This is a genomic window from Pseudovibrio sp. Ad26 (assembly GCF_001623285.1).
In the GTDB taxonomy this organism is placed as follows: Bacteria; Pseudomonadota; Alphaproteobacteria; order Rhizobiales; family Stappiaceae; genus Pseudovibrio; species Pseudovibrio ascidiaceicola.
The window spans coordinates 229,804-251,040 of the sequence record NZ_LMCE01000095.1; the positions used below are offsets into that span (position 1 = coordinate 229,804).

Annotated in this window: 21 protein-coding genes; 15 read left to right on the top strand and 6 right to left on the bottom strand. The window is 50.2% G+C overall.

Annotation, left to right across the window (positions count from 1 at the left end):
- The first annotated feature begins 33 nt into the window (after nt 1–33).
- The 4 genes from flgF to flgH are packed head-to-tail and all read left to right on the top strand — an operon-like array spanning nt 34 to nt 3,310.
- The gene (flgF, locus tag PsAD26_RS22400) at nt 34–774 is read left to right on the top strand and encodes a flagellar basal-body rod protein FlgF (RefSeq protein ID WP_063312186.1); all 741 of its coding nucleotides are present in this window, start codon (nt 34–36) and stop codon (nt 772–774) included.
- 11 nt (nt 775–785) lie between these two features.
- On the top strand, nt 786–1,568 hold the full coding sequence (gene flgG / locus PsAD26_RS22405) for a flagellar basal-body rod protein FlgG (protein ID WP_057462621.1): 783 nt from the start codon (nt 786–788) through the stop codon (nt 1,566–1,568).
- Nucleotides 1,569–1,580: 12 nt separating this feature from the next.
- Entirely contained in the window at nt 1,581–2,549 is a 969-nt protein-coding gene (gene flgA / locus PsAD26_RS22410) for a flagellar basal body P-ring formation chaperone FlgA (RefSeq protein ID WP_063312187.1), read from the top strand.
- Nucleotides 2,549–3,310: a flagellar basal body L-ring protein FlgH gene (gene flgH / locus PsAD26_RS22415; protein WP_057462623.1), complete on the top strand. Its 762-nt coding sequence runs from the start codon at nt 2,549–2,551 to the stop codon at nt 3,308–3,310. The genes flgA and flgH overlap by 1 nt, the downstream gene beginning before the upstream one ends.
- A gap of 359 nt (nt 3,311–3,669) precedes the next feature.
- On the opposite strand, the gene dksA is transcribed toward flgH, so the two are convergent.
- Both dksA and PsAD26_RS22425 read right to left on the bottom strand, forming a co-directional pair.
- Nucleotides 3,670–4,086: an RNA polymerase-binding protein DksA gene (dksA, locus tag PsAD26_RS22420; protein ID WP_057462624.1), complete on the bottom strand. Its 417-nt coding sequence runs from the start codon at nt 4,084–4,086 to the stop codon at nt 3,670–3,672.
- Nucleotides 4,087–4,244: 158 nt separating this feature from the next.
- Complete coding sequence (locus tag PsAD26_RS22425) at nt 4,245–4,682, bottom strand: flagellar assembly protein FliX (protein WP_057462625.1); 438 nt, start codon at nt 4,680–4,682, stop codon at nt 4,245–4,247.
- 249 nt (nt 4,683–4,931) lie between these two features.
- Between PsAD26_RS22425 and PsAD26_RS22430 the strand changes: the two genes are divergently transcribed.
- From PsAD26_RS22430 to PsAD26_RS22445, 4 genes are all read left to right on the top strand, one after another.
- Nucleotides 4,932–6,050 carry a flagellar basal body P-ring protein FlgI gene (locus PsAD26_RS22430; RefSeq protein ID WP_057462689.1) on the top strand — a complete coding sequence of 373 codons (1,119 nt, stop codon included), beginning with the start codon at nt 4,932–4,934 and terminating at the stop codon, nt 6,048–6,050.
- Entirely contained in the window at nt 6,050–6,379 is a 330-nt protein-coding gene (locus PsAD26_RS22435; protein ID WP_057462626.1) for a rod-binding protein, read from the top strand. The genes PsAD26_RS22430 and PsAD26_RS22435 overlap by 1 nt, the downstream gene beginning before the upstream one ends.
- Nucleotides 6,376–6,876 carry a flagellar protein FlgN gene (locus tag PsAD26_RS22440; RefSeq protein WP_057462627.1) on the top strand — a complete coding sequence of 167 codons (501 nt, stop codon included), beginning with the start codon at nt 6,376–6,378 and terminating at the stop codon, nt 6,874–6,876. The genes PsAD26_RS22435 and PsAD26_RS22440 overlap by 4 nt, the downstream gene beginning before the upstream one ends.
- A 192-nt stretch (nt 6,877–7,068) precedes the next feature.
- The gene (locus tag PsAD26_RS22445) at nt 7,069–7,533 is read left to right on the top strand and encodes a hypothetical protein (protein ID WP_063300904.1); all 465 of its coding nucleotides are present in this window, start codon (nt 7,069–7,071) and stop codon (nt 7,531–7,533) included.
- Nucleotides 7,534–7,743: 210 nt separating this feature from the next.
- On the opposite strand, the gene PsAD26_RS22450 is transcribed toward PsAD26_RS22445, so the two are convergent.
- Nucleotides 7,744–9,363, bottom strand: coding sequence for a hypothetical protein (locus PsAD26_RS22450; RefSeq protein WP_063300905.1), 1,620 nt, complete (start codon nt 9,361–9,363; stop codon nt 7,744–7,746).
- Nucleotides 9,364–9,810: 447 nt separating this feature from the next.
- Between PsAD26_RS22450 and PsAD26_RS22455 the strand changes: the two genes are divergently transcribed.
- Both PsAD26_RS22455 and PsAD26_RS22460 read left to right on the top strand, forming a co-directional pair.
- On the top strand, nt 9,811–10,266 hold the full coding sequence (locus tag PsAD26_RS22455; protein ID WP_057462630.1) for a flagellar biosynthesis repressor FlbT: 456 nt from the start codon (nt 9,811–9,813) through the stop codon (nt 10,264–10,266).
- Nucleotides 10,187–10,573, top strand: coding sequence for a flagellar biosynthesis regulator FlaF (locus tag PsAD26_RS22460; RefSeq protein ID WP_084403780.1), 387 nt, complete (start codon nt 10,187–10,189; stop codon nt 10,571–10,573). Before PsAD26_RS22455 ends, PsAD26_RS22460 begins: the two co-directional genes overlap by 80 nt.
- A 34-nt stretch (nt 10,574–10,607) precedes the next feature.
- Here the strand turns inward: PsAD26_RS22460 and PsAD26_RS22465 are convergent, their stop codons facing one another.
- The 3 genes from PsAD26_RS22465 to PsAD26_RS22475 form a co-directional block, all read right to left on the bottom strand.
- Complete coding sequence (locus PsAD26_RS22465) at nt 10,608–12,116, bottom strand: hypothetical protein (protein ID WP_208985811.1); 1,509 nt, start codon at nt 12,114–12,116, stop codon at nt 10,608–10,610.
- 78 nt (nt 12,117–12,194) lie between these two features.
- Nucleotides 12,195–14,039: a flagellar hook-associated protein FlgK gene (gene flgK / locus PsAD26_RS22470; protein WP_084403781.1), complete on the bottom strand. Its 1,845-nt coding sequence runs from the start codon at nt 14,037–14,039 to the stop codon at nt 12,195–12,197.
- Nucleotides 14,040–14,092: 53 nt separating this feature from the next.
- Nucleotides 14,093–15,784 carry a flagellar hook-basal body complex protein gene (locus PsAD26_RS22475; RefSeq protein WP_063312190.1) on the bottom strand — a complete coding sequence of 564 codons (1,692 nt, stop codon included), beginning with the start codon at nt 15,782–15,784 and terminating at the stop codon, nt 14,093–14,095.
- 326 nt (nt 15,785–16,110) lie between these two features.
- Here PsAD26_RS22475 and PsAD26_RS22480 point away from each other — a divergent pair, with 326 nt between their 5' ends.
- From PsAD26_RS22480 to PsAD26_RS22500, 5 genes are all read left to right on the top strand, one after another.
- Nucleotides 16,111–16,947, top strand: a complete 837-nt coding sequence (locus tag PsAD26_RS22480; protein ID WP_063312191.1) for a MoxR family ATPase — start codon at nt 16,111–16,113, stop codon at nt 16,945–16,947.
- Complete coding sequence (locus PsAD26_RS22485; RefSeq protein WP_208985812.1) at nt 16,947–17,588, top strand: hypothetical protein; 642 nt, start codon at nt 16,947–16,949, stop codon at nt 17,586–17,588. Before PsAD26_RS22480 ends, PsAD26_RS22485 begins: the two co-directional genes overlap by 1 nt.
- 402 nt (nt 17,589–17,990) lie before the next feature.
- Nucleotides 17,991–18,521 (top strand): histidine phosphatase family protein, encoded by a 531-nt coding sequence (locus tag PsAD26_RS22490; protein ID WP_063312192.1) that lies wholly within the window; start codon nt 17,991–17,993, stop codon nt 18,519–18,521.
- Between the two features lie 93 nt (nt 18,522–18,614).
- Nucleotides 18,615–20,111 carry a YcjX family protein gene (locus PsAD26_RS22495; protein WP_063312193.1) on the top strand — a complete coding sequence of 499 codons (1,497 nt, stop codon included), beginning with the start codon at nt 18,615–18,617 and terminating at the stop codon, nt 20,109–20,111.
- The gene (locus PsAD26_RS22500; protein ID WP_063312194.1) at nt 20,108–21,169 is read left to right on the top strand and encodes a TIGR01620 family protein; all 1,062 of its coding nucleotides are present in this window, start codon (nt 20,108–20,110) and stop codon (nt 21,167–21,169) included. The genes PsAD26_RS22495 and PsAD26_RS22500 overlap by 4 nt, the downstream gene beginning before the upstream one ends.
- The last annotated feature ends 68 nt before the right edge of the window (nt 21,170–21,237 follow it).

Sequence of the window (21,237 nt, forward strand, 5' to 3'; positions counted from 1 at the left end):
GGGGAGACCTGTTGCAATGCTGGGGAGCATAAAATGGAAAACGCACAGCTGATCGGCTTATCACGCCAAAGTGCCCTTCGTCGGAACTTGGATGTGGTGGCCAACAATCTGGCTAACATCAATACGACTGGCTACAAGGCTCAAAGGCTTATCTTTGAAGAGTTCTTGATGCCAACCGCGCAGGCGACTGAATTTCAGCGCCCGGACCGCCCTTTGTCCTTTACGCAGGATGTAGGGACAGCAACAGTTCTGACACAGGGCTCGATCCAACTGACAGGCAATCCGCTCGACGTCGCAATCGAAGGTGACGGCTATCTGGCTGTGACTGGCGCAGGCGGTGAGCAGCTTTACACCCGCGCAGGCAGCCTTGCCATTGATCCTGAGGGCACGCTCGTAACAGACGCAGGCCTGCCAGTTCTCGCTGACGGCGCTCCAATCCAAATCAATCCAGAAGATGGTGAAATCACCATCACCAAAGAAGGCGTGATCTCCACCCCACAGACTCAACTTGGCCGATTGGATGTTTACACCTTCGACAACCGCCAAGAGCTTTTGCACGTTGGCACAAACCTGTTTTCCGGCTTGAACCCAATCCCAGCAAATAACCCGACTGTCGTCCAGGGCGCACTTGAAGGCTCCAACGTGGAAGGCATTCAGGAAATCTCCCGCATGATTGAAATCACCCGTCAATACAAAAGCGTGTCCAAGATGATGTCGCAGCGCAACGAACTTCGTCAGCGCTCCATCCGCGAACTTGGATCGGTTGAAGCTTAAGGAACAGCCCAATGAAAGCCCTTCACATCGCCGCAACCGGCATGAAAGCTCAGGAACTGAACGTCGAAGTTATTTCGAACAACGTGGCCAACATGCGCACCACTGGCTACAAGCGCCAGCGCGCAGACTTTCAGGACCTACTCTACGAAAACCAGCGCCGCATGGGCACCGAAACATCAGATGCAGGCACAATCGTTCCAAACGGCGTACAAATCGGCTCCGGTGTACGCACAGCAGCAACCACACGCATCATGTCACCGGGCTCAGTGACCCAAACGGGCAACGAGTACGACATAACAATTCGCGGCGAAGGCTTCTTCCAGATCCAGCGTCCGGACGGTACAACCGGCTTCACCCGTGACGGTTCTTTCGCACGCTCCCAGACAGGCCAGCTCGTCACCAAAGACGGCTATACAGTTCAGCCTGGAATCACAATTCCGGACAACGCCCGCGACCTGACAATCAACGTACAAGGCCTCGTGCAGGCCATGGACGATAACGATCAGGTCCTGAACCTTGGACAGCTCGAAATCGCCCGCTTCACAAACAAAGCTGGCCTTGAAGCAATTGGCGACAACCTCTTCCTGGAAACTCCGGCAAGCGGCCCGCCACAGACCGACAACCCAGGCAACGCAGGCTTTGGCAACATCCTTCAGCGCCATCTTGAATCATCCAACGTCGATGCTGTGACCGAGCTTTCCAATCTGATTTCTGCTCAGCGTGCTTACGAGATGAACTCCAAGATCATCAAAGCAGCCGATGAGATGTATTCCACCACAACGAATCTTCGCTAAGGAGTTGAGTTGATGAGAAAGTTGGCAACCACACTCATTGCAGCACTACTGGCCCTGACAGCCAGCAGCGCATTTGCTGCCTCAACCCTGCGCCCAACGGTCAACGTAACCGGACCAGTCGTCACCATTGGTGACTTCTACACCGAAGCAGGAGAGCTGGCTCAAACACCAATCTTTCGCAGCCCGGACCTTGGCACCACAGGCAACGTGTCTGCATTGATCATCGCACAGCAGGCACAAGCTGCCGGCTTTATTCAGGCCGACACCAACGGCCTGACCACTGTGAGTGTGCACCGCCTTTCCATTCCAGTAGATGAAACGCTCATCTCTGACATCCTGCGCAATGCATTTGCAGAACGTGCAAGCGTGCAGCCGGACGAGATTGAAATCTCCTACCACTCACCACTTCCGGTGAACATGCAGGCAGACGCAAACTCCATTTCACCGCTAACCATCGGGCACATCAACTGGTCACCGCACACCGCACGCTTCAAAGCCATCCTCAATGTGGTGCAGGAAGGCCAGAGAAAGCCAATCTCCGTCATTGGCAATGCCTCTCAGATGGTGTCCATCACCACTCTGGCACGCAATCTGGAACGCGGCAGGGTCATCACAGCCAAGGACATTCGCGAGGAGCGCAAGCCAGCCTCCCGCTATGCCGGACGTGAGTTTCTTGCAGCTGCTGATCTTGTTGGAATGGAAGTGCGCCGTAACATGCGCTCTGGCTCAACCATCACCCCAAGGGATGTAAGTGCACCGATCCTCGTCAAGCGCGGCGCTAAAGTGACTGTGATCTACAAGATCCCCGGCATGAACATCACAACTCAGGGCAAAGCCAAGTCTGAAGGCGGCAAAAATGACCTGATTGAGATTGTGAACCCAATTTCAAAGAAAACGATCCTTGCTGAAGTCATCGGCAGAGACATCGCCATCGTGACCACCGCAAAAACGCAGGTCGCAGCCGTATTGGAGAACCGCTGATGCCGAGAATATCTTCAGCAACCAAAATCAAGCAATATGCTGCGCTCACGATTGGCCTGTTTGCACTCGTCGGCTGCGAGACAGCCGACAAACTTTCCAAAGTTGGCCAAGAACCTGTTCTGACCGCGATTCAGGACCCACGCACGCAGCCAGGCTATCGCCCGGTACAAATGCCGATGCCAATTAAGGAAGTAGAGCGCTACAACGCGAACTCTCTTTGGCGCACCGGCAACAGAGCATTCTTTCAGGACCAGCGCGCAAAACGTGTTGGCGACATCGTAACGGTAAACGTCACCATTTCCGACAAAGCAGCGTTTGAGAACACCTCGAAGAGCTCACGCAGTGATGCGAAGAATTCCGGAGCTGGTGGCGCTCTCGGCGGCGCGATCAACACACTGGCACTTCCTGCCAGCGCTTCAGCTGACGCTCTGGCATCAATCAACAGCTCCGACAACTTTCAGGGCACCGGCTCTATCGACCGCACAGAAAGCCTGAAGACCACCGTCGCAGCTGTCGTGACACAGGTACTGCCCAACTCCAACCTCGTCATCGAGGGCCGTCAGGAAGTGCGTGTAAACCACGAAGTTCGCGAGCTGATCGTGGCAGGCGTTGTTCGTCCGCAGGACATTGCATCCGACAACACAGTTGAGAGCACCAAGATCGCAGAGGCACGCATCGGCTATGGCGGACGCGGCCAGATCTCCGTTGCCCAACAACCTAAATACGGCAGTCAGGTGCTGGACATCGTGCTTCCGTTTTAGAGCATGTTCCGTTTGATTGGTTTCAATCAAACGACAAGAGTTCGCCCTAACAAAGATGCTAGAGCGCGATGCGTGACTGTAAATGAACGCTGCGTGCTCAAAAAGAAATCAAAGAACCCCAAACCGCTTAATAAGCTCCCCAGCTTGAGCGGTACATAAAGCGAGCTCGGCAACATGCTCCCCAGCATGCCGGGCTCGTTTTCTTTCGTGCACCAGAACACCGCACACCGACGTCCGGCCAAAACAAAACAAGGGAAGCACAGCTAAGCCGTGCTTCCCTCGTAAAGTCATACTTCAAGTACTAGAGCCTAAAAACTTAGGACCACAGCTTGAAAGGCGATATCCTGTCTCCCTGAGGATCAGTCATCCCGATAGATTTTCTCGCGCCGCTCATGAGCCTCTTGGGCTTCAATAGAAAGCGTTGCGATAGGTCGTGCATCCAAACGACGAACAGAGATTGGCTCGCCAGTCTCTTCGCAGTAGCCGTAGGATTTGTCTTCAATGCGAGCAAGAGCAGCGTCGATTTTGGAAATCAACTTTCTCTGCCGGTCACGCGCACGTAATTCAATCGACCGATCGGTTTCAGAAGAAGCACGATCAGCCAGATCTGGGTGATTAGTGCTTTCTTCTTGAAGCGCAGCAAGGGTCTCCTTGCTCTCTTTCAGAATATCTTCCTTCCACGCAAGAAGCTTTCTACGAAAGTACTCGCGCTGTTGGTCGTTCATGAATGGTTCATCCTGTGTTGGACGATAATCAATTGCGACATCAACTGCCATCTGAAACTCCGCCTATTTATATGGGCGGCTGGAATATAGCGAGAGGAACCTGAAACAACAATCTACTAAAAAGATGAAATTGTCTAAGAACACAATTATTCAGTGTATTCAGCAACTTATGCGGTTGGAAACCTTTGATACTATCGTAAATGGATAGGCTATTCTACGTAATGACCCAGCTTTGCGAGCTCGATTCTTGCACGCAATTCAATATCTTCGACCACTCTGTCGAGACCGGGGTTACCACTTTTGACCTGCATGGACAGGTTACCAACAAGCCGCTCAAGGCGCTCTGGCTGCACTTTGCCTTGCAGCAAATCGATCCGCAGCGCATCTAGTTGATCCAGAAGTTTATTTCCATGCTGCACAGCGCGCTGCTTGTCATCGACCTGAACTTCCATCTGCTGAAGAGCCAGCAAAGAATCCACACCCTGCAGCGACGGTGTTGGAACACCAGCCTGCGACTGCGCAACGCTGGTGGTCTCCTCCTCAACGGCAAACGCACCCGCCTGCTCGCCTTCAGAACCTTTGCGACGTTTCGTACCCACTTTACTCGTGGAGTTCAAACCAGAAACTGGAGTGCTGCGTACAAGCAAGACCTTACCCTCAGAGCTATGGAACTGGACAAAAGCTTAAACCCGAACGCATTTGCCGAGCTGATCACGTAAAACTTTACCAAGCAGGCAACAATTGCCGCATTAAAATTTGCAGTGCTTTAACTTTTATCCACCCTCTACTAAAAATACCCAGTAAATTCAGCAGGTTAAAAATTAGCAAACGCAGCACCGAAACTGGCACAAAATTCGCATATTTCCGGCATGTGTGAACTGAACAGCCGGGTACCAATGCGCTCTTTCGCAAACTTACGTAGAATCGCCGCAGCGGCACTGATCGTCCTTATGGGCGCGACCCTTCAGGGAAACGCAGCCTCAAGGATCAAAGACATCACTGACTTTGAAGGCATCCGGGACAACCAGCTCATTGGTTACGGTCTCGTCGTCGGCCTTCAGGGCACTGGTGACTCTCTCAATGCCTCACCATTCACCCGGCAATCTTTGCAGGCAATGCTGGAACGCCTTGGCGTCAACACCAACGAAGCAGACCTGAACACAAAAAACACCGCCGCCGTAATGGTAACCGCCAACCTGCCAGCGTTCTCGACCCAAGGCACCCGCATCGACGTGACCGTGAGCGCACTGGGTGACGCAAAAAACCTTCAGGGCGGAACACTGCTGGTGACCCCACTGATGGGCGCAGACGGAGAAGCCTACGCCATTGCACAAGGTCCGGTGGCAATCGCAGGCTTTGCAGCACAGGGCGACGCAGCTTCCGTTGTGCGCGGCGTCCCAACATCTGGCCGCATTCCTAATGGTGCTCTTGTGGAGCGGGAGGTTGAGTTCAAACTCTCTTCTCTCAGCACCATTCGTCTGGCCCTGCGCAATCCGGACCTGACCACATCCCGTCGTATTGCTGTGGCAATTAACGAGCTGATTGGCCTACCGACTGCAGAACCACTCGACCCATCCACCGTTCGCCTCACACTTCCAAAACAGTTCGATGGCAACATTGTCGATTTGATCACCGATATCGAACAGCTGATCGTAGAGCCTGATTTACCGGCCAAGATCGTGATTGACGAAAGCTCCGGCATCATCGTCATGGGTCAGCAGGTAAAAGTCTCCACCGTCGCAGTCGCCCAGGGCAATCTCACAGTCACCATCGCTGAATCACCAGAGGTGGTTCAGCCGCTGCCATTCGCACAGGGCCAAACGGCTGCAGTGCCTCGCACAGACGTGCAGGTGACTGAAGACAATAGCCAGCTGGCACTCGTCAACGAAACAATCACACTGCAGCAGCTTGTTGATGGATTGAACGCTCTGGGCATCGGCCCAAGAGACCTGATCTCCATCTTACAGGCCATCAAAGCCGCTGGCGCCCTTCAGGCAGAAATTGAGGTCCTCTAATGCTCCAACAAGCACAACTGCCCTCACCTGCGCTGACAAGCTCTGCAGACCTGATCGCGGGCGCCAATCAGGCAGGCAAACCACCAGCTGCCAAAGATCCGCTGATGGAAAAGGCCAAGGAATTTGAAACCGTATTCCTCAATGAGATGTTGCAAAACATGTTCACCGGCCTTGATGAAGGCGGGACCTATGGCAACGGCGAAGGCTCAGAAGCGTGGAAATCCATGCTGATCAACGAGTACGCCAACACAATGTCTCAATCTGGCGGCATTGGTATTGCAGCTTCAGTTCACTCGCAATTATTACAACTTCAAGAGAACGCAGTATGACCAACCAGTACGACGCTGAAACTGTTCCAAGTACAGTATCGTTTGAAGAAGAACCTATCCAGACACGGATGCAAGCCGAGGTCTTCTGCGAAAATTTTGAGACGGCAATGGACAACCTCGTAGATATCATCGAGACCGAAACAGAGCTGCTACGCGAAGGGCAAATTTCTGAGCTGCCAACCGTTGCCCCCAAAAAACATGCAGCGATCGAGTCATATCTCTCCGGCATCCGTGTGGCGAGTGCAAACGCCATCGCGCTTGGCAACCTCGCTCCGCTGTCCATTCAACGTATGCGCGAACGTCACGGTAATCTACGGCCAATTCTTCAAACCAACCTGCAAGTGGTCTCTACGGCACGTTCAGTAACAGACAACGTCATCGAGACCGTTGCCAAAGCCGTTGGTTCTCAAATGAAGACAAGAGGTTACGGCGCAAACGGCATGATGAGCTCGCCACAGAGATCCGCTCAGGGCATCGCCGTTAACCAAACCCTCTGAACAGCGCGATATTAAGCGTGCATATTAACGAAATAGCCTGAAGACCGCCCGGAGCCTCCCTAAGAAATAGGGGTATTTGGCGGTTTTCAGTCGCATTTCTCTAAATATTTAGTAAATTCCGAGCGTTAAGATTAATCTTATTTAAGAACATTCCCCATAAAGTTGTCCGAGATTGAACACGTGGGGGACATTATGGAAATAGTCACACAAAGACCAACGCTTTTACATCAGGCACTGACAACACAGGCAGCACCGGTAAAATCGGAGACCGAACAGGTCAAAACCGAACTCTCCGGCGCTCGGGCCGTCACTGCATCCTCTGAGTCAGAGGATAACTCAACCGCCACCGAAAAGTCATACCTCTCAGACTCCCGTCTCGGCGTCATCCCTAGCAAACCTAAGGACGACCAGAGCCGCATTGAACGCGGTTACAATTATGATGAAGAGTCAGATGAGCTCATCTATTCGATGACGCAAGAGCCAGAAGGCGACGTCATTTACGAACTGCCATCCAAAACAGCTCGCCGCATTCGCGCATTCCTGGATGAAGTCCTTCAGGCACAAGAAAAGCGCAGCTTAGGCGGTGAAGATAAAGATATTGATCCTGCAATCTACGAAGCCAAGCAAGTCGAACCAACACAAGCAAAGCAGGCCTAAGCCTCACAGGCTTTATCCTCCCTGCAAACCAGACTTATCCCCCTTGAGCTATGCCGCCCCCGCAGCATGGCTCTTTTTTTGTCTGTCCAGTGACCACCACATAACAACGCGCCCACCACCAAAAAAACGCAAAGCAACGCACATACCAACGCAAAAAGAAAAACGCGCCCCAAAGAGCGCGTTCTCCAAATTCTAAATCTGAAACAAAGCTTATCGGATAAGCTGCAGCACAGACTGACCAGCCTGAGTTGCCAGAGACAGAGTAGAAGTAGCAATGGAGTTCTGAGTGTTCAGAGCCGCAAGGTTCGCACCTTCCAGGTTGGAATCAGCCAGCGTCAACTTACCAGCACCAACTTCCAGAGTGTTGATGAGATCGGCAGTAAAGTCCTGACGGTTGGTTACAACAGACAGGTTTGTACCGAAAGTAGAAGCCTGCGCACGCAGATCCAACTGAGCCTGACGGATTTGATCAAGAGATTCTTCAATCAACTCATCGGAACCCCAACCGCGACCAGCAACTGAATCAAGGTCTTTGCCGACTACGTTTTTCGCAGCATCAGCAAACTCACCGCCACTTCCAGCTCCATCAAAGCCAAAAGTGAGATCTTGTTTACCAACATCAAGAATCAGCTGTCCGTCTTTGAAAGATGCATTAACTTCTGTCGCAACACCATCAGCAGTTTCAATTGCCGCTCGCAAATCTTCGACAGTGTTAGAATCTGTAACATCAAAATACTGACGAGCATTGTCACCGTATTTGAATGAGATTCTGTCACCGTCCTCAAACGCACCAAGATCAGACAGCTTGGTATCTTTGATATCGTAAGTACCTCTGATCTCTAGCGTATCAAGAGCTTGACCAGCGGTACCACTAGACGTTTTGTGCTCGAGTTCAACAGAGTTTTTCAGACCGGACAACGTCAGCTGACCATCTACAGAAATACTTGCAGAAGCATTTTCTTCTCCAGCATCTCTCAAGGCCTGCGCAATACCATCCCCAACTTCCTGTAAGGTATTAGTACCCAATGTAGTAAAGGAAACATCGTTACCATCAGCATCCTTCAGATAGTTGCCGTCAGCATCTTTGACCTTAATGACATCACCAGTCGTAATATCGGTAAAACCAGTTGCGCCAGTACCACCAACGGTTTCATCGCCATCAATTGGGGCCGGCGTACCAGCCGCATCTGTCAAGCCAGTAGTTGTCGCTGAACCGCTCTGTCCCGGAATCTGCCCTACTTCGCCGAGCGTAAATGCTTGCTTTAAGTCCCGAGCTTCGACTTCCCCAACGGTTGTCGAGATACCTTCCAACTTAAATGCAGCATCTTCTGAATCAAGATCAGTGTAATCAACCGCCCCAATGTTCAATTTAGACGAACCATCTTCATTGAACTTCACAAGCAAATCATTGCCGTCGCCGCCCAGAAGGTTCTTACCTTTATAGCCGGAATCTTTGGCAATATCCTCAATCTGAGTACGTAATTCGTTGAACTCAGACGCATACTTAGCGCGCGTATCAGCATCTTTAGATTGCAGCGCCTGGTTAGCCTTACCTTTCGCCGCATCCAAGAGCTTATCAATACCCTGAATACCTTTGTCGGCAGCTTCAAGAGTAGAAACCGACTGCCCGATGTCGTCCTGAAGGTTGCCCAGGTCAGATGCGCGCGAGTTCAGAGAAGATGCTGTGAAAAAGGAATTCGGATTGTCGAGGGCAGAGTTAACTTTCTTACCAGTTGCGAGGCGCTCTTGAGTATCGCTAATCAGGTTAGCCGTGCTCTGGAGCGTGCTCAGGTTTGAGCGAACCGCAGCGGTGAGTGTAATATCAGCCATTTTAGTTGTCCCTTCTAGGATAATGAATGACCCTTCCTGGGTCACAAACGCAGTAAATAATTACTGAGTTTTAATTGGGTACAATTACCCGTCCTGCGAGTAAAGGGGGAACGTGTTAACAAGCACTTAATAAATCAGGGATTGCAGCAACCACACTCACCAGTTCGCAAATAAATTTAATTTTATATAATTAAGTCAAAAACTTACTCAACACCGGTATCCAGACAGCTACGTAATATTGTCTGTGCATATTTCCGCCTATTTGTTCTTCTGCAGCCCACCCAATAGCTTAAGTTGCGCTGCATGAATTGACGACTCTACATATTCAATTCAGAAGAGCTCTAAACTTAAGCAAAATTAGAAATAAATCGCTGAATAACTCGTAAGATTTAACTAGATTAACCTTTTGGTTGCCATCATAGTTAAGAGTGCTTTGAAGGAGGCCGCATGGCACTGAAGGTCGAATTAAAACCTGGAGAAAAGTTGATTGTTGGTGAGACACTTATCACTAACGATAAGCAACGTGCACGATTTTTCATTCAGGGAGATGCACCTATTCTCCGAGAGAAGGATATCCTTCTGCCGGAAGACGCCAGCACCATGGCACAGCAGGTCTACCTTGCAGTGCAGGTCATGTATTTAAAGCAGGATATCACGGTCACTCAGAAAGAGTATTTCGATGTGATCGGAAAGATCTTGCAGGCCGCACCAAGCACACGCGACCTTATCAGCGAGATTAGCACCGCAATTTTGCGAGAAGAGCTCTATCGCGCCCTGAAGCTCGCCAAGAAATTGATTGAATATGAAAGGACTTTGATAAGTCATGTATCAACAAGCAACTCAGGCATATCAGCAGTCCGCAAACACCTCGGCCTCAGCGGATCCGAGGACTCTGGAAGCTGAAGCTCTGATGAAAGCTGCAGCACGCCTTTCTGTGCTGCAACGTGAGTGGGATACAGTTTCACGCGAAGAACGCAATGAGACACTCATATTCAATCGGACACTTTGGACAATTTTTGTAACCGAAGCCACCGCAGAGTACAGCGAACTGCCTCTGGATCTTCAGAATAACATCGCAAATCTGGCTCTGTTTATGTTCAACAGAACCATGGAAATGATGGGTGGCGCGGAACCAGAAGCATTAGAGACAATGATCAGCATCAACAAGTCTCTTGCATCTGGATTAAGAGGCCAAAAGGCAAACGTATAATAACAAAAAGCCTCCGTTTTACGGAGGCTTTTTGTTATCTCAAGAAGTCAGTGATCGTAAGATTCAACAATATCGAAGTTGCCTGAAACGAGGCATCTAAATCTGTTTTTAGCACGGCTATCTCAGTACCAACTTCTGTTTTGTCAACATTTTCAAGCGAAGTCAGCGTGTTATGATACGTCAGAGACGCTTGCTTTTGCCTCTCGGCAGTGCGTTTCACAGTTGTGTTCACCACCGACATCTCAGAGGCAACACTTTGAATGCCTGAATTTCGGTCACCAGCAAAAGAAAGCGCATCATCACTCTTCTGCGCTAACGAAGCATAATACGATTTCGCAACAGCCTCACTCCCAGCATCATCTGGTGTCTCTGCTGTAAAGTCTGCTGCCACAAACACGGCAAGGTTCTGCAACTGTTCAGAAAACGCAGACTCGTTGGCACGCGCACCATACTCCACGCGCACATTGTCATCAATCTGAACAACCTTGTCTGAGCGCGGATCATCAGAGTTCTCGGTACCGGTATACCAGTCAACCAGAAGGTCAGGTGCGGTCTCATAACCAGAGCCATCCGCTTTTGGTACCTTCGGCGCCGGATCAGTCCGCCCGTGATTACCAAAAAATTCCTCACCAGCCTGCACATCAGCGACCGCACGAAGCTCAGTCTTGGCGATATCACTAATTGCCTCATCAAAGGCCGCTTGAGCGTTCTGAGCACTTTCCAGAGTAGGATTAGCGCCCGTCCCTATCAAGAACGTTCCGTTACCGGCATCAGGATCATCCGTTGCAGTCAGCTTTACAACAGACTTGGTACCGTCAGGAAGCTCCAGCTCAACCTCAATGGTATCCCCAACCACCGGGGTGTCATTGAACGCGAAGGCTCCTTTTTTCCCTTGAGGATTAAACGGATCCGTCAAATCTTCTGGAGTAACCGTTGCTGCGACATCAGCAGAGGATGCAGAGACGGAAGTGATCTCAAAACCAAATCCCTCAACATTATCCTGCTGAAGAGTGAGAGTAGGAACACCGAGTGGGCTCGTTACGCTCGACTCGATGCGACCATTTTCAGACGCACCAACATGAGCATTCTCATAACGCTTCATGAGCTCCTTAAGCCCAAGCTTACCGCCCTGCCCGTCCATTATGGCATCAAGTGAGGCAACGGGTGGTTCAGTCGCATCCTTACCGCCAAACAGATAGTATCCGTTCACTTCAGAATTCAGCTGCGAGATCGTCTCATGCAACATAATCTCGGTCGCTTGCTGACTGGTCGTCTGACCGTCGGTGGTCAGCGTGTAGTTATTCTCATCAATTGCACTCACACTTTCAGAGCGCATTTTCTCCATATGCTCAAGGGACTTACCCATTAAGTCGAGCTGGATACTCGCAATCGCATTAGAGTCTTCATAAACCTCAATATTCGAGATCTCACGGCGCAGTTCCAAAGCCATGCGAGAATCTGAGCTAATGCCACCATAGGTTTGCGACTTCAGTCCAGAAGTCAGCTGAATAGACTTATTCTCCAGCTGCGTCTTTTGCTGCATAAGGAGATCAAGCATATAACTATGAGATTTAGAATAACCGATTGTATTCATTTGAATAACTCAATCCCTAAAGCAGCATTATGCGATTCTAAAAAGTGTATCATACATTTCGTCAATGGCGGATAGTACGCGAGCGTTCGCAGCATAAGCATTCTGCAATTCAGTTAGCTTAACGAGCTCTTCATCTACGTCGACCTTATAACTGTTTTCATAGGCATTCTTAGCGATGCTCGTGACAGCTTTTGAGTTACTCGCAGCTGACGTTGCCGCACTCGCAATCTGACTTTGTTTAACCACAGTCTCAATGCCAAAGTCGGAGATCGTCCCAACATATGGAGCATTCTTTGCTCCGATCCCCGAGCTAGGCGCATACGTATATTCGGTCTCAGTCAGGCGACTTTTCAGGAGGTTTGCACGCTCGGAGCTCTGCTTGTCTGGCTCACCCGCTAAAAGGCTTGGATCATCAACAATAGCTTTGTTGACAGTCATCCGTTGCGCAAAGCCGGTCTTCTGACCACCATCTTCCAGCGCCCCAGTATAAGGTCCGCCGTCCCCCTTAGTGTCTACAAAAAGCGGGATCTCGGCACCATCAGCAGCGGTAACAGTCCGCGTATTTTTCGCTGTAAGACCAGTAATCTCAATAGTACCCGGGCTGATCGGAGACAGAACTTTCAACTCACCACCTGCATCAACGGAAACATCAAACCCAGAGCCCAGTGCACTGGAAATCTGACTTTCTAGCGAGGTCGAAGTCGCTGGAATTACAATACCATGCACGATATCATTGGAGTCAGCAGTTACATCCGAAGAAAGCGGAAGCAAACTTGGGTCGGTCACAGCAACAAATGTAACCTTGCGGCTTTCTCCATTAACATCAAACTCAAGCTCGATCGTATCACCGGAAGATTGCAGTTTGGACGTATCAACACTCAAACCCGTTGCTGCGGGTGGTGCCCCACCATCATCAGCGGCAACACCTTCAAACGTCTGCTGTGACAAAGACAACGCCATCTGGCTTGCAAGCTCATCCAAACGCGCCTGCGTCTCTGGAAGGGTATTATCCCGCAACTCCACGAGCGCACCCATACTACCGCTCTTCAGGTCAAATGATGAAAGCTCCATAACAGCGCCAGACTGCGACTTCACTTCAATCGGATTACCTTCAACACCGACGCCAAGCGTAGGGCGCGGAGTAAACTGTAACTCTGATGCGCGGTCGTTGTATAACGTGGTTCCAGATTTAGTTGATATCCGTAGCAAGCCATCGTTGTCCTGCTTGATTTCAACATCCATCTTTTCAGTCAAAGCTTCCAGTTGCCGGTCCATCTGATCATGCAAATGAGCCGTTTCCCGGCCTGCAGAACGCTCAACAACAATGGTGTCTTCCAAGTTCTCAATTTCTTTGAGGATGGAATTGACCTGCGTTACTTCATCAGCAATTCCAGCATCGGCATCGCGGCGCATTTCCTGCACTTGCTTGGCTGAATTATTGATGCTTCTGGAAAGCTCTTCAGCAGCATTTACGGCAACTTCCTGCGCACTTTGAGAACTGGGGTCTGTCGCCAACGACGTCAGCGCATTTGTGAAGTTGTTCATCAAACTCGGAATTGAGCTTGGGTCTCCAACCTTCCCAAACATCTGATCAAGCTGCGTGATGTATTCGTTGTATTGAGTAGCATAAGCCGTATCACTCAGGCTTTCCCAATAGGCCGATTGAAGTTGGGTATTGACTTGTCGTTGAACTTGATTGGTCAGAACGGAGGAAGAAGACGTCGACGTATTGTGAACTTCTGTGCCTACAATCGTCTTAAGCGTATAACCATCAACGTTCGCATTGGCGACATTCCTCGATGTAACCGCAAGTTGCGCCTTCGTAAGCGACAATCCCGACATAGCCGCATTCAAAGCTGCTCCGAGACCCATACCCTATACTCCTTAAGGCAACGAGGTAGGCAATAGCCTACCCCAACACCAGTTTATCGAACGATATTAAGAACTGAATCCAACATCTGGTTTGCTGTCGACAAGACTTTCGAGTTCGCCGAGTAGGCCTGTTGAGTGATGATCAACTTCGAGAACTCCTTGGCGATGTCAGCATTCGAGCTCTCTAGCGCTTTCGCACGGATCGTACCGCCGTTCCTAAAGTCAGGCTCGCCAGAAGTAGAGGTCTCGGAAAAAGCCGCACCGTCAACACGCTGAAGCTCTTGCTCCGCAGCAAAAGTCGCAACTGGAATCTTAAAGAGCTTCTGGGACTTATCGTTGGAGTACTTCCCAATCACATTACCTTCAGCATCAATGGAAACATCCTGAAGTTTTCCGGAAGGGAAACCGTCCTGTGAAGTGCCAATATTGGATGCACCACCAATTACATCTTCATATTGGGTTAAGTCATCAAGACCAAACTTGAAGGTAATGTCGCCCATACCGACACCATTGACTTCAAGATCAGGAATATCAACTAAGCCTGAAGCAGGTGACGTCAAACGACCAGCTGCGTCGAATGACATGTCACTGACTTTTTTCCACGCAACTTCATCACCAGACGCATTAGTGTTCGTATTGTAGAAAAGTGACCACTTATTCTCTGCATTCAACGCCCAGCGTAGTTCAACGTTAACTGGTGTCCCATTCTCGTCGTAAACAGTTTCCTGCCCACCAGCGACAGAGGACTTAATGAAATCGTCAGCTTTATCACCCGTGACAACGTCAGGATTATAAGTACCAGTTGAGGGTAAAGGCTGAGGAGCAAAGTCCATATCGAGTACGCTACCTGAAGAAGGTACACTTCCCGCCTGATCGATTGTTAATGTCTCGAAGGATGAGATCTCAATCTCGCCAAGTGCATTGATCTGAGCTGTTACTCCATGCATCCCATTCAGCTTATCAAGCAGATCCTGAACAGTCGTATTGGCATCAATATCCAACACTTCAGGGTCATGCTGCCCCACCTTCAATGTCAACACACTATCAGCTTCAAACTGGTTTGACGGCAACAACTTGCTCTCTGCTGTAAGCAATGTTGCAGGTGCACCGTCATCATTCAAAGCGAGTGTTGATTGTTCGTCTGGATTGGAAAACACGCTCAAATCAACATACTGCGAGTTAGCCGCACCATCTGCTTTTTGATAGTTCGCAGTCGTCGGCTTGGATGGCAAATTCGCCTGATAATTGATTTGCGTCGATGGTTGCGCTGGCATCGGAGCATCAGACACCTGAATTGGCACTGCACGATCACTCACAGCACCCGTTGCAGGGTTAATCGGGTACCCCTGCAGAAAATAGCCCGCGGAGTTAACCAGATTTCTCTCAGTATCCAGTTCAAAGTCACCAGCACGCGTATAGTAACTCTCAGGAGTTTCCTGACCTAAGCCATCTCTGTTGGTAACCAGAAAATACCCTGGCCCGTTAATCGCCATGTAGGTGTTGCGGTCAGCGGATGTGACATCGCCAGACAAGTAGTTAGTGGCACGAGAAGTCGCAATTACAGTACCGGAAACCTGTTCAGCCTGCCGACTACCTGTACTGGAAACAAGATCGGAGAAGCTTGTATCAAGGCGTTTATAGCCAGTGGTCGAAGAGTTCGCCACGTTACCGGAAATGTTCTCCAACGCCTTGGACTGTGCGTCCAAACCGGTCGTTGCAGCGTTGATAGCACCATAAATACTCATCGAGCCCACCTAGAATTCAAATTCGCTCATGCTTGCGCAGATCTTTGATCACTAAAAGCAACTTACGTGCCAAACTAAAAAAACGCAATTTACTCAACCATTTCAATAATTTACAATTTTAACTTATTGTAAAACATAGGATTTCCTGCCCGAACCCGGCAAATAACTCGCCTTACCCGGCACATAATTCCCAGAGAAGTAAAAGAAACCGAGCAAAGATCGAAACCACTAGATAAGCCCAATAGCGCAACGCTGCAGGGATTGCCCATTGCCTATCGAGAGATTAGTGTTTTCGCCAAATCACGATACTCAAGCAGGATTTAGCGATGAAATTTCAAGGGACCTCCCAATACGTTGCCACAGAAGATCTTCGGATCGCAGTCAACGCGGCTATTACCCTTGAGCGCCCCCTGCTTGTAAAAGGCGAACCTGGAACCGGCAAAACTGTCCTAGCGCAGGAAATCGCTCAGAGTTTAGGCGTCCCATTCCTTGAGTGGAACGTCAAATCGACCACAAAAGCGCAGCAAGGCCTTTACGAATATGACGCCGTATCTCGCCTCCGCGACAGTCAGCTTGGCGATGAGCGCGTAAAAGACATTCGCAATTACATTCGCAAAGGCAAACTCTGGACTGCTTTTGAAATGAATGAACGCCCGGTTCTTCTGATTGATGAGATTGATAAGGCTGACATTGAGTTCCCAAACGATCTACTTCAAGAGCTGGATCGTATGGAGTTCTTTGTTTACGAGACTGGCGACACGATCAAAGCAAAACAGCGTCCGATCGTGATCATCACCTCAAACAATGAGAAAGATCTTCCAGACGCATTTTTGCGCCGTTGCTTCTTCCACTTCATCAAGTTCCCAGACGCAGAAACAATGACTGAGATCGTCAATGTGCATTTCGGTGAAATCAAAGATCGCCTGCTAAAAGAAGCACTCAACGCGTTCTATAACCTCAGAGATTTGCCGGGCCTGAAGAAGAAACCATCAACTTCAGAGCTTCTGGATTGGATTAAGCTGCTTCTGAACGAAGACATTGATCCGGAAACACTCCGCGAAACCGAAAACCGGAAAATCATCCCGCCATTGCACGGTGCACTTCTCAAGAACGAGCAGGACGTTCATTTGTTCGAGCGCCTCGCCTTTATGAACCGCCGTTGATGCCTGTATTGCCTGGCTTGAAAATGAAACAAAACAATAAAACCAGTTTTTTGAGTCAGCGCATGCTTATCTATGCATCAAGAGTACTTTTCGCAAGCTGCCTCCTTTTATCTGGCAGCTTATTTGCCCAGGCAAACAGTACCATCTCAGAAAGTCTTCTTTACCAGCCGCATACCCTGCACAACGGCTGGCGCAAAGATGTGGACGCCCTCACGCATTTCACCGGCATGTTCTGCCCGGACTATATCAGTAAGCTCTCTAGATCAGCTCTCGTTCCCGATCTGAAAGAACTCGGTATCGGCTGCATTTACGAAACCGAAAACGGCGAGATCAAAGTCATTTTCCGCCGGCACAAAAAAGACACGGCGACAGCTCTCATAAACAACTTCAAAAGCGGATATAGTCAAAGCCATTTCAAACCGCTGGATCTGAAGACACCGCAAAACGAAGTTGCATTCCGAACCGAAACAACAATGCGGATGGGACGCGTCGAGAGCTTCACTGCCTATACAGCACCAAGTGCCGACTACACGGTCTGGGCATCCATTTCAGATGATCTCCCTGTCAGTGAACTTGAGAAGATCCGAGCGCAATTCAAAAAGCTCACTCTTCGCGTCGAACAGGAACAGCGCCGCAACTAACGCAGCGCAGCCATATTGGCAGATCGCCCAACGCACCTACATCAGTGCAATGCACACATTAAGACACATCGCAGCGCAAGCGACCAGCACAGTTGGCTAAACCATTATGCCAACTAAATATCCTGTCAGTGCCACTGAAATGAACTCAGTTACGAATGCATGCATCACTTATAAATATTTCAGTAATTGTAAGCTAAAAACCCCATACTATTAGGGGAATACTATTACCTTCCAAATTCAATCAAAAACATGTAGGTTTCAAACAGAGACAAAGCAAGCAACAAGCAAACAAGTCCATACAGTTATGCTGCATTGCGATATAGCACAGCATCACAAATACAACTTAGAATGTTTCTACCTCTTAGGAACATAAAGTAATAAAGTATATCTGGAGGATAACATATGCTTCGCCTGATGCTGTTACGCCATGCAAAATCCGACTGGAGTGACGAGGGTGCTCACGATCATGATCGTTCCCTTAACACCAGTGGTTGGAAAGCCGCAGCAAGGGTTGGAGCCCACATCCACCAACATCATATGCATCCAAAACTGATCTTATGCTCTACGGCTCTGCGGACACGGCAAACACTCATGGAAGTGATGCCATACCTACGAAATGATACGCGCATTCAACTACTCAGGGATCTCTATAATTCCAGCGAAGGCGACTACATTGATGCGATCCGCGCCTATGGCGGTGGCTTCGACACAATTCTTATCGTCGGGCACAACACAGCCATTCAGGACACGGCCCTTGAACTCACAGGAAAAGGCAACCCTGAGTACATACACCAGATGCAATCCAAGTACCCAACCGGAGCACTCGCCGTAATCGACTTTGAGGAACACCGCTGGTCAGAAATTGAATGTAAGAAAGGAAGGATCGTCTCATTCTTCCAACCTCGGCACCTACAGGCTGTTTCAGGCTCCTGACTAGAAAAATTTTGCGCAATACGGCATTTATTGACGTATTTACGATTGCATTCCTCCAAAGAACGCACCACATCGTTCCTTGGAGGATGATCTGTGAGCCCACTGAATTCATTATTTAAAAACGCTAAGCTGGCCCTGACTGATGCACAAACAGCATTGGACAATTTGACTGGGTCTGCAATTAATCTGACAGTCCCCACGGTCCGCCTGGGTGTAACCGGATTGGCACGTTCCGGGAAGACTGTCTTTATCTCAGCCCTCGTTCACAATCTCATTGCCGGAGGCCGTCTGCCCTTGCTGGATGCTGCCGGCACAGGACGGCTTGCACGCGCATATCTTCAGCCCCAGCCCGATGACAACGTCCCGCGCTTCAACTATGAGCAGCATGTCGAGACACTGACAAAAGATCGCCTTTGGCCTGAGTCCACACACCAAATCTCCGAACTTCGCCTGACCATTGAATACGAGTCAGCCACATTCCTGAACCGTCAATTAGGCGGCGGCAAACTACACCTCGACATCGTGGACTACCCTGGTGAATGGCTCCTCGACCTTGTTTTGCTACAACAAGATTTCCGGCAGTTCTCTGAGGAAGCCCTGAAACGCGCTAAAGCAAGGTCAGATTTGTCTGAAGAGTTCCTGTCAACACTCGCGCGCTATCAAGATAAGCTGCACGATGAGTTTTCAGAGGACATTGCAAAGGATCTAGCAAGCACCTTCACCACGTATTTGAGCCGCTGCCGAGATGATGAAAACGCGCTTTCCATGCTGCCACCCGGTCGCTTCCTTATGCCCGGCGATATGAAGGGCACACCAGCCCTCACCTTCGCCCCGCTCAATCTGGGTGACACGAAGATCAAGCCCAAAGCAGGCACGCTCCTCGCCATCATGGAGCGCCGCTATGAGGCCTATCGCAAGCACGTGGTGAGACCGTTCTTTAAAAACCACTTTGCCAAACTGGATAGACAGATTGTGCTCGTGGACGCACTCACAGCAATCAACGCTGGCCCCGAGGCCCTGGATGATTTGAGCGGTGCCCTCACTGAGATTTTGGGTGCATTCAGACCGGGCAAAGCAAGCTGGCTATTCTCAATAGTCTCTCGCAAGATCGACCGCATTTTGTTTGCAGCCACAAAGGCAGATCATCTGCGACGCGAGGATCATGATCATTTGGAGTTGCTCCTCAAACAGCTGGTTGAACGCGCAATCAATCGCGCAGAATTCTCTGGAGCTTCAGTTGAAACACTCGCCCTTGCATCCGTAAGAGCCACTCGTCAGGCAACCGTCCACCACGATGGTGCAGAAACCCCTGCGCTCCTCGGTACGCCAATGCCAGAAGAAACCATCGGTGAGATGAGGTTTGACGGTGAAGAAGAAGCCGCCATTTTCCCCGGAGACCTTCCTGACGATCTGGGTGATCTGTTCTCCACCGAGCAAAACCATGACACACCGGAAGACCAGACTGCATTGAAGTATGTGCGCTTCCGCCCTCCAAAGATGGAACGGACAGCAGAGGGGCTAACCTTATCCCTCCCTCACATCCGCCTGGACAGTGCAATGGAGTTCTTGCTGGGAGACAAACTCGCATGACCAACAAGAAAACACAGCAACATAAGCCTCAGGCACGCCGTGCACCGAAAGCATTCAAACTGGATGACAGCTCCGTCCGGCTGGAGGGAGAGTTTGCGCAGGAACCACTTTCTTCTGAAGCCGTTGTATCAGAAGAAGACGAAAATGCATTGACCCTGCCACAAAACAATGTAGCGCCAGAGCCGAAGCCTGCAAAGAGTCGTTGGAGCAAGATCATCGCCATTGGCGGTGGTGGCCTCGTCTCGCTTGCCGTTGGCCTGGCAGTCGATAGCCTGATCAGAGATCTCTTTGCCCGCTATGACTGGCTGGGCTGGACAGCTGTTGGCCTCACCGCTCTCGGCTTTCTCGGACTGATCGGTTTGTTCTTCAAAGAATGGCGAGCACTCTCTCGTTTGGAGCAAATCGACCATATACGCGATGACCTCCAAACCGCAGCAGACAATGATAGCGATAAAGAAGCCCGTGCAGCTCTACAAAAGCTAATGGCACTCTACGCAGACCGTCCGGAAACAGCTCATGGCCGTGCTCAACTCAAAGGTCATATGCAGGAAATCATTGATGGGAGAGATCTCGTCAAGCTGGCAGAACGGGAGCTGATGGCCCCGATGGATGCCCGCGCGCGCTTAATCGTCATGGAAAGCGCAAAGCGTGTTTCTGTAGTTACCGCACTTTCACCCCGTGCACTCGTTGATATCCTGATCGTTCTTTACGAGAACCTGCGCATTGTCCGCCGCATCTCTCGCCTCTATGGAGCTCGTCCCGGCGCGCTCGGTTTCTGGCGCTTGTCACGAGATGTAGCCGCTCACCTGGCCGTCACAGGTGGCATGGCAGCAGGAGATAGCCTGCTGGAACAGTTCATTGGTCAGGGATTAGCGGCAAAACTTTCCGCCCGCCTTGGCGAAGGATTGGTCAACGGTTTCCTCACTGCACGTATTGGCGTTGCTGCAATTCAAACCTGCCGCCCTGCACCATTCGTCGCCACAAAAGGCCCATCGCTAACAGAGCTCATGAGCGAGATCACGAAATCTGCCCCAGATGAGATTGTCGACCAAGATTAACGAATATCTCACGCCAGCCCTGTGCTTCCCCCAATCTCTTGGTATGTTCAAAGGACTGGCGAAACAAA